Raw genomic sequence first — 5,745 nt, forward strand, 5'->3', positions numbered from 1 at the left:
GGTAGATGGAGATCTTTTCATCGGGCGCGGTGAACTGCTCGATGAAGTGGCACTTCATGAAATCGCCCTCGCCCTTGAATTTCTCCAGACCCTCCCCGCGCGGCAGCCACTCGCGTGCGTAGGGGATGTCCTGGGCGACCAGCTCACCCATTTTTTTCTCGAGCTTCTCCAGGTCCTCGGGCGTGAACTTGGCCTCGCGGTAGAAGTCATAGAAAAAGCCGTCGGCGGTGGGCGGGCCGTGGCCCAGCTTGGTCTCGGGGAAAAGCTCCAGCACCGCCGCCGCCAGCAGGTGGGCGGAGGAGTGGCGAAAAACTTCCAGTGCCTCCGGATCTTTCGAGGTCAGGATGCGCAACTCGGTGTCTTTTTCGAGCGGCTTGGTCAGGTCGATCAGGTCGCCGTTGGTGCGCGCCACCAGCGCCGCCTCGGCCAGCCGCGGGCCGATGGACTTGGCGACATCGAGCGCGGTCGCGCCCTTGAGCACGTCCTTTACGCTGCCATCGGGAAGTTTGATTTTGATGGTCTCAGGCATGGATCAAGAAGCTGAGTTTAGCATGCAGCAACCGGACCTCCGGGGGGAGGTCTACGGCTTGCTCGTTGCTTGGTCTTCTTTGCGGATGGGCTTGGCTTTCGCCAGCGACAGGCACAGATCACGCAGTTCCGACGCCAGCTTCAGCCGCCGGGTGACGGCCTTTGGCGACATGTCAATCACTTCTTCGGGAGGTTCGGAGCTTGGCGACATCTTCAACGTCAATCCCACTCCCGCGCAGGGATTTCATCTGCACCAGCCCCTCGCGCGATACCACCCAAATCCTACCACCTTCCCACTCGACCTGTTCCCGACGTTCCCAAGCCGCGTCTAGCGGCGGGTTGGCCAGCAGCACATCGAGGATAAGGACCTCCTCATCCGGGCCTCTGGGCTTCGAGATGCGGCGCACCTGGACCCCTTGCTTGAATTGCAGCGTTGTCGTGGGCAAGGTAAAGCCTAGTCGCGCTCCTACTTCCAGGATCCGCTCCGCGCTCTCCGTGGGCGCCAGAAAATCAATGTCGATTGTGGCCCGAGGGAAACCATGTACGGCCATGGCCAGCCCGCCGCAGAGCGCGTAGGGCACCTGTTCCTCATTGAGCGCGGCCACCAGCGCCTTGAGTTCCTCGTAGAGGCTCGCCATGAAGAGGCGATTATAGCCAGAGCCATGTTCGCCTGCAGGCCGTTGCTACAGATACCTCAGCCTAGGTCCTCTCATTGTTTGGAATCGGTCGTCACAACCTCGAGAGCACTCGCCTTCACAAGAACCCGGTCCGACTGGAAAGTGCTGCTTCGCATGAAGCACTGACTTTCCATGCACTCCTCGTCAAACCGAAACTCATATGTGACCTGAAACGTCTTGTCCTCGGGTGACTTGCAGTCGTCGCAGTAAAACCACCAGCCCCTCAAGTTTTTGAGGGCAGCTTCTTTCAGCATAGGCTGTCCCGTCGCCTCATACGTATCGACCCGATACTCCGAGGAATGTTCCTCTTGCTTGAGCCTGGCTGTGATTGAAACTTTGCCTTCAACCCGAGCCAATCGAGCAAGGGGAGGATAGTCCATAGGTTCCCACCTATGGACCTTGACCGTTGGGGCCGCGGGTGTAGCCGAGGAGACGAGCCCCAAATACAACACTGCAGCAAAGACTCTCGCGTTCATGTTCGGCCCTCCTGAATAGCCTTAAAGATAGCTCAGCCACCAATCCCTGCGCCGCTGCTTCACGCCCATGAACCACTTGCAGGGGAAGTAGAGGATGACAACGGCCAGCGCCCACATCAGGTAGATGAAGGGCAGGTTGTGTCCGTAGCCCGGGGGCGGCTGACTGAGGAAGAATCCGCCGTGCAGCAGCCACTCGTAGGGCTGGCCCCAGGCCATCGCCACCACCACCGCCATGCTGTGGATGAGGAACAGGTGCAGGATGTAATAGAAGAGCGGCACGCGCCCAAACACCACAAAGAAGCGTCCCAGCGCGCCCAGCTTGTCCTTCACCGCCAGCCGGTCGAAGCAGGAGAGTGCGATCAGCGACGGCCCCAGCGTCATCAGCAGGAATTGGAGCGAGGGCGGGTACTTGGTGGTGTTGAAGAAGGAGACCAGGGTCATGCCCAGCGTGCTCTGCGCCGACCAAGCTCCGCTGCCAATGAATCCTTGACTGGGGTTGCCGTAGGCGTTGAAGGCGCGCAACACGACGAAGAGCGCGGTGGCCGCCAGCCCGATGCGCAGCGTCCAGCGCTGGCGCTCTTCCGGCGGGCGACGGAGCACGGAGCCGAAGGCGTAGCCCAGCGCCATCACTCCGATCCACGGCACCAGGACGTACAGGACAAAGAAGCCGAAGAACGCGCCCGGCGGCAGATGAATGAAGGACGGCGGGGCCAGCGGGATGAATCCCGGCTGATGCAGGATCATCCACAGCCAACCCAGCTTGCCGAACATCTGCGGCTGCACGCGGTCGAGCAGGTTGTGGCCGCCGACCATCACCGCGCCCACCGCGACCACCCAAGGCATGGGCAAGCGGAGGATGGCGGCGTTCACCACCATGCACCACCCAAGCGCCCAGATGACTCCGCCGAAGCCGAAGCCAGGAAGGAAGGTCCAGGCGTACCAGATGATGGTCATCTCCAGAAAGACCAGCCACAGCCCGCGCGTCCACAGGAAGTGCGAGACCTTGGCGGGGCTCCGGCCGCGCCCCAGCGAAAGATAGGCGCCCGTGCCCGCCAGGAAGAAGAATCCCGGAGCGCTGAAGTGCGTGAGCCAGCGGGTGAGGAAGAGCGTGGGCCAGGTCTGGGTCATGTCCTCGGGCGGGAAGTGCAGGTAGCTGAAGAAGTCGCGGGTGTGGTCGAGAGCCATGAAGACCATGATGAGCCCGCGCAGCAGGTCCACCGAATCCAGGCGCGGGGCGCGCGCTGCAACGGCCATCGCGGCTAGGGGGAGGTCCGCGGTTTCTGCTTCATCCGTTCTGCGCGGCGAGGCCATGGCCTTGGAGGCGAAAGCGTAGCACAGCTTTTCGCGTTAGACGCGGAGGAAAGCCACGGGAAAGCAGCGCGCCGGGAGCGGTCAGCTACAATAGGGCGGATGTCACAGGCAGTGCAGACCGAGACGCGCCGTCCGGCGGAGGTGATCCGCATGGCGGCGGTGTCGCAGGCGCCCAACGGCGTCTGCTACGCCACCCTGGGCGAGACCGCGGTCGCCCCGGCGGACCTGGAGCGCATCGTCGCCGCCGTGCCCCGGCCTATCGCCGCGACCCTCGACCGCAAGGCTTACTACTTCGTCCCGCTCACCGTGGGCCAGGGCGACGACACCCTCATCACCGACCGTTACGACGTCGCCCTGAGCGACCAGGCCGTCTGTCACCGCAATCTCAACATCGGCGACGCGCAGTGCGTCTTCATCTCCACCCGGCTGATGGAAGACAAGTTCTCCGTCGCCTTCGAGTTCTATATCAATGTGGGGCACGCCTTCGTGGAGCACGCCGGGGTCTCCCAGGCCTTCTCCGATCTGGCATGGAACCAGGTGCAGGAAAAAGCCCGCGGCGAGACCAGCCTGGACGCCTGGGAGCTGCGCAAGCAGACCACCTCGGGCGGGCCCGAGGCCGAGAAGGCAAAAAGCGAGTACCTGGCCGCCGCCTTCTCCGACGCCATCGCCATCTACATGCAGTCGCTCTTCCTCGACTTCGACTACTTCGAGCTGCGCGAACGCGAATACCCCCTGCTCGCCCCCGCCGCCCTGGCCGAACGCCTGCGCAGGATCCACGAGCTCTTCCCGCCCAACCCCGGCTTCGAGTTCGCGGTGTACTACCGCCGCAGAGCCTGATTCCTACCGCGGATTTACGCGGATTTTCTCTGCGTTCCTCTGTGCCCTCTGCGGTTAAAGGGTTTAATCCGTGCGCATCCGGGTTCATCTGCGGCTAAAATGCAATCGTGATCGCGCATCTTCGCGGCAAGCTGCTCTCCAAGCATCCCAACCAGGTGGTCCTCGAGGCCGGCGGGGTGGGGTACGACGTGGTCATCAGCGTCCCCACGTTCACCGAGCTGCCGGAGGCGGGGCGCGAGGTAGCGCTCTACATCCATACCCACGTGCGCGAGGACGCGCTCGCCCTCTACGGCTTCCTGCGCGCCGACGAGAAGCGGTTGTTCGAGCGGCTGATCGCCGTCTCCGGCATCGGCCCCAAGCTGGCCATCACCATCCTGAGCGGGATGCCCGCCGAGCAGATGGTGGCCGCCATCCGCGGGAATGCCGCGGCGCTGCTCACCCGCATCCCCGGCATCGGCCGGAAGACCGCGGAGCGCATGGTGCTGGAGCTGCGCGACAAGCTGGACGCCTTCGCCGCCACGCCCTCGACTCCGGCCGCGACCCCAGTAGAAGAAGACGTGCTCTCCGCGCTCATGAACCTGGGCTACGGCCGCCCGGCCGCCGAGCGCGCTCTGAGCGCTGCCGCCCACAACGGCAAGAGCCGCAGCTTCGACGCCCTCTTCCGCGACTCCCTGGCGGCGCTTTCCAAATAGAACCGAACCACAGAGGACACGGAGGAACACAGAGGCTTTGCGGGACAAAACAATTAGGATTAGACCGTGCAAAGAATCTGGCGCCTAACGGTTGCGGTTGTGCTGATCCTTGCGGTCTTGGCGCCCTCGCTGGCCGCAAGGAAGAAAAGGATTCCGCTGCTGCTGAATTCCGGCGTCACGGCGGAGCTTCCCAGCCCGGCGGCGGCGACGGCCGTGCAGACCTGCGAGAACTGGGCCTGGGCCGCGGGCGTGGAGACTATCCTGCGCACGCAGAACGTCGCGCTCGATCAACACTACTGGGTGCAGAAGTCCGACGCCGGCGAGATCTGCCTGGAGTCGCTGGCTTCGCTGGAGAAGCTCTCCAAGGTGGTCACCGGCGAGTACGTGCTCGACGATTCCCGCAAGGTCCGCCTGGAGGCGCGGTACACGGTGAGCGCGCCCGTCAATCTGGACTCCATCATCCTCAGCCTGCGCGGCGGCCAGCCGGCCATCCTGGTCTGGAAGGGCCACGCCTACGTCCTCTATGGCGTGGTGTACGACGAATACATCAGCCCCACCGGCAACCGCTTCTTCGACATCCGCGAGCTTAAGCTCATCGATCCCTACTACGCCGAGGACGACCGCCGCCTGGTTTCCTTCGTAAGAGACCGCGACGACCCCGCTGATATCGGCGGGACATTCGAGATCAACGTGGCGCCCATTACTCCTACCGACTGGCTGCACCGCAACTGACTGTCATCCTGAGCGCCCGCTTGGGGGCGCGAAGGATCTTGCATTTGTGTTTTCGGTTGGTCCGGCCCACCAAGAGAAAGTCAAAAGCAAACGCCAGGTCCTTCGCCCGCCGCCCGGCGGGCTCAGGATGACAGGCTGAACTGCGGTGGCAACGTTCGCCGCTCGCTCAGGATGACCGCGGCGGGCTCAGCTGTCAGCTTGCCCTGAGCGAGCGAAGCGAGTCGAATGGGCCCGCCAAGCGCTGTCACTTCCCAATACAAAAGCTGCCGAAGATCAGGTTGAGGATGTCGTCGGCGGTGGTGGCGCCGGTAATCTCATCCAGCGGGCGCAAGGCGCTGTAGAGGTCGAGCAGGAGCATTTCGTGGGGAAGATTCTCTCGTGCGGCGCGGTCGGCGGCGGCCAGGCCGGCCAGCACCTCGCCCACCAGCTTCTGCTGGCGCACATTGGTGAGGAAGCCCGACTCCGCCTGCGTGCCGACGTCGCCGCCCACAT

Annotated in this window: 8 protein-coding genes; 3 read left to right on the forward strand and 5 right to left on the reverse strand. The window is 63.6% G+C overall.

Annotated features, from left to right (window positions below):
- From VGQ94_01765 to VGQ94_01780, 4 genes are all read right to left on the reverse strand, one after another.
- Positions 1-529, reverse strand: a 529-nt coding sequence (locus VGQ94_01765) for a TGS domain-containing protein (GenBank protein HEV2021233.1), incomplete at its 3' end; no start/stop codon positions are given.
- A gap of 172 nt (positions 530-701) precedes the next feature.
- Positions 702-1,166, reverse strand: a complete 465-nt coding sequence (locus VGQ94_01770; GenBank protein HEV2021234.1) for a hypothetical protein — start codon at positions 1,164-1,166, stop codon at positions 702-704.
- Positions 1,167-1,237: 71 nt separating this feature from the next.
- A complete protein-coding gene (locus VGQ94_01775; GenBank protein ID HEV2021235.1) occupies positions 1,238-1,585 on the reverse strand; it encodes an energy transducer TonB in 348 nt (115 codons plus the stop codon).
- A gap of 117 nt (positions 1,586-1,702) precedes the next feature.
- A complete protein-coding gene (locus VGQ94_01780; protein ID HEV2021236.1) occupies positions 1,703-2,935 on the reverse strand; it encodes a heparan-alpha-glucosaminide N-acetyltransferase domain-containing protein in 1,233 nt (410 codons plus the stop codon).
- A 156-nt stretch (positions 2,936-3,091) separates the two neighbouring features.
- On the opposite strand from VGQ94_01780, the gene VGQ94_01785 reads away from it, so the two are divergent.
- From VGQ94_01785 to VGQ94_01795, 3 genes are all read left to right on the forward strand, one after another.
- Positions 3,092-3,829 carry a hypothetical protein gene (locus VGQ94_01785; protein HEV2021237.1) on the forward strand — a complete coding sequence of 246 codons (738 nt, stop codon included), beginning with the start codon at positions 3,092-3,094 and terminating at the stop codon, positions 3,827-3,829.
- Between the two features lie 107 nt (positions 3,830-3,936).
- A complete protein-coding gene (gene ruvA / locus VGQ94_01790; GenBank protein HEV2021238.1) occupies positions 3,937-4,521 on the forward strand; it encodes a Holliday junction branch migration protein RuvA in 585 nt (194 codons plus the stop codon).
- Positions 4,522-4,587: 66 nt separating this feature from the next.
- Complete coding sequence (locus VGQ94_01795; protein HEV2021239.1) at positions 4,588-5,253, forward strand: hypothetical protein; 666 nt, start codon at positions 4,588-4,590, stop codon at positions 5,251-5,253.
- A 244-nt stretch (positions 5,254-5,497) separates the two neighbouring features.
- Here VGQ94_01795 and VGQ94_01800 read toward each other — a convergent pair.
- The coding region (locus VGQ94_01800; GenBank protein ID HEV2021240.1) for a tRNA uridine-5-carboxymethylaminomethyl(34) synthesis GTPase MnmE at positions 5,498-5,745 on the reverse strand (248 nt) is incomplete at its 5' end.

It is taken from the genome of Terriglobales bacterium (assembly GCA_035937135.1).
Lineage (GTDB): Bacteria > Acidobacteriota > Terriglobia > Terriglobales > Acidobacteriaceae > DASYVL01.